Annotated in this window: 1 rRNA gene; it reads right to left on the reverse strand. The window is 51.3% G+C overall.

The features are described from left to right. Window positions 1-2,795, reverse strand: a 23S ribosomal RNA gene (locus Q394_RS0116680); the annotation flags it as partial. Between the last annotated feature and the right edge of the window lie 243 nt (window positions 2,796-3,038).

The raw sequence follows: 3,038 nt of genomic DNA on the forward strand, positions 1-3,038 counted from the left end.
CATACATTACTGCACTTCCACACCCAGCCTATCAACGTCGTAGTCTCCAACGGCCCTTTAGGACCCTCAAGGGGTCAGGGAGATCTCATCTTGGGAGGGGCTTCCCGCTTAGATGCTTTCAGCGGTTATCCCGTCCGAACATAGCTACCCTGCAATGCCACTGGCGTGACAACAGGAACACCAGAGGTTCGTCCAACCCGGTCCTCTCGTACTAAGGTCAGCTTCCCTCAAATCTCCAACGCCCACGGCAGATAGGGACCGAACTGTCTCACGACGTTCTGAACCCAGCTCGCGTACCACTTTAAATGGCGAACAGCCATACCCTTGGGACCTGCTTCAGCCCCAGGATGTGATGAGCCGACATCGAGGTGCCAAACTCCCCCGTCGATATGGACTCTTGGGAGGAATCAGCCTGTTATCCCCGGAGTACCTTTTATCCGTTGAGCGATGGCCCTTCCATTCAGAGCCACCGGATCACTAAGACCTACTTTCGTACCTGCTCGACTTGTCTGTCTCGCAGTCAAGCGTGCTTATGCCTTTACACAAACCTCACGATTTCCGACCGTGATTAGCACACCTTCGCGCTCCTCCGTTACTCTTTAGGAGGAGACCGCCCCAGTCAAACTACCCACCATGTATTGTCCCCGGCATTGTGATGCCTGGGTTAGAACTCCGAACATACCAGGGTGGTATTTCAAGGACGACTCCACCAGAACTAGCGTTCCAGTTTCATAGTCTCCCACCTATCCTACACAAGTAGGTTCAAAGTTCAATACAAAGCTATAGTAAAGGTTCACGGGGTCTTTCCGTCTAGCCGCGGGTACACTGCATCTTCACAGCGATTTCAATTTCACTGAGTCTCGGATGGAGACAGTGCCGCCATCGTTACGCCATTCGTGCAGGTCGGAACTTACCCGACAAGGAATTTCGCTACCTTAGGACCGTTATAGTTACGGCCGCCGTTTACCGGGGCTTCGATCAAGAGCTTCGCTTGCGCTAACCCCATCAATTAACCTTCCGGCACCGGGCAGGCGTCACACCCTATACGTCCTCTTTCGAGTTTGCAGAGTGCTGTGTTTTTGATAAACAGTCGCAGCGGCCTGGTCTCTGCGGCCCACTTGCGTGGGCGTACCTTCTCCCGAAGTTACGGTACCATTTTGCCTAGTTCCTTCATCCGAGTTCTCTCAAGCGCCTTGGAATTCTCATCCTACCCACCTGTGTCGGTTTGGGGTACGGTCAACACTAACCTGAAGCTTAGGGACTTTTCTTGGAAGCATGGCATCATCCACTTCAGCACCGTAGTGCCTCGTCATCACGCCTCAGTGTTGAATGGGTTCCCGGATTTGCCTAAGAACCCCACCTAAACGCTTAAACAACCATCCAATAGGTTGCTGGCCTAGCCTTCTCCGTCCTCCCATCGCAGTTAGTGTCGGTACAGGAATATTGACCTGTTTCCCATCGACTACGCATTTCTGCCTCGCCTTAGGGGCCGACTAACCCTGCGCCGATTAACGTTGCGCAGGAAACCTTGGGTTTTCGGCGGACGGGTTTTTCACCCGTCTTGTCGTTACTTATGTCAGCATTCGCACTTCTGATACCTCCAGCAAACTTCCCAGTTCACCTTCACAGGCGTACAGAACGCTCCTCTACCACTTGAATTGCTTCAAGTCCGCAGCTTCGGTATGTGGCTTAAGCCCCGTTGAATCTTCCGCGCAGGCCGACTCGACCAGTGAGCTATTACGCTTTCTTTAAAGGATGGCTGCTTCTAAGCCAACCTCCTGGCTGTCTGTGCCTTCCCACATCGTTTCCCACTGAGCCACAATTTGGGGACCTTAGCTGGCGGTCTGGGTTGTTTCCCTTTTGACAACGGACGTTAGCACCCGCTGTCTGTCTCCCGTGCTCGCACTTCCTAGTATTCGGAGTTTGCAATGGGTTGGTAAGCCGGTCAGGGCCCCCTAGCCATAACAGTGCTCTACCCCTAGGAGTGATACACGAGGCGCTACCTAAATAGCTTTCGAGGAGAACCAGCTATCTCCGAGCTTGATTAGCCTTTCACTCCTATCCACAGCTCATCCCCTAACTTTTCAACGGTAGTGGGTTCGGTCCTCCAGTGTATGTTACTACACCTTCAACCTGGCCATGGATAGATCGCTCGGTTTCGGGTCTACTCCCAGCGACTGAACGCCCTGTTCAGACTCGCTTTCGCTACGCCTCCCCTATCGGTTAAGCTTGCCACTGAAAGTAAGTCGCTGACCCATTATACAAAAGGTACGCAGTCACCCCGAAGGGCTCCCACTGCTTGTACGTACACGGTTTCAGGTTCTATTTCACTCCCTTCACCAGGGTTCTTTTCGCCTTTCCCTCACGGTACTGGTTCACTATCGGTCAGTCAGTAGTATTTAGCCTTGGAGGATGGTCCCCCCATCTTCAGACAGGATTTCACGTGTCCCGCCCTACTTAATATGTCCTTAAAGCATTTTCGTGTACGGGGCTATCACCCGGTATCGCTGGCCTTTCCATACCATTCCACTAACACTAAAAGATTCGGCTGGTCCCCGTTCGCTCGCCGCTACTAGGGGAATCTCGGTTGATTTCTTTTCCTACAGGTACTTAGATGTTTCAGTTCCCTGCGTTCGCCTCCCTTACGGGATACCACAAAAGTGGTGGGTTTCCCCATTCGGAAATCCTCGGATCACAGTTTATTTGCAAACTAACCGGGGCTTATCGCATGCTATAACGTCCTTCATCGCCTCTGACTGCCAAGGCATCCACCGTGTACGCTTAGTCACTTGATTCTATAACCCGAAATAGTCTACTACCTTTTGTGCGGTAAACTCGGGCTACAGAGTGTCTATTACTCGTAACGATCAATCTTGAGATATATAATTCTTCTCAGTAATATATTTCTCGCCTTGATATTTTTCCATGTTGTTAAAGAACGACCTATTGACGTAGGTTGAACCGACAAAAGCCAGTGCAAAACAGTTTTTACTTTTTGAGCAAAACTGCTTTACGGTGACTTTTAGGGCTACCGTTGT

It is taken from the genome of Thiothrix lacustris DSM 21227 (genome assembly GCF_000621325.1).
GTDB classification, from domain to species: Bacteria; Pseudomonadota; Gammaproteobacteria; order Thiotrichales; family Thiotrichaceae; genus Thiothrix; species Thiothrix lacustris.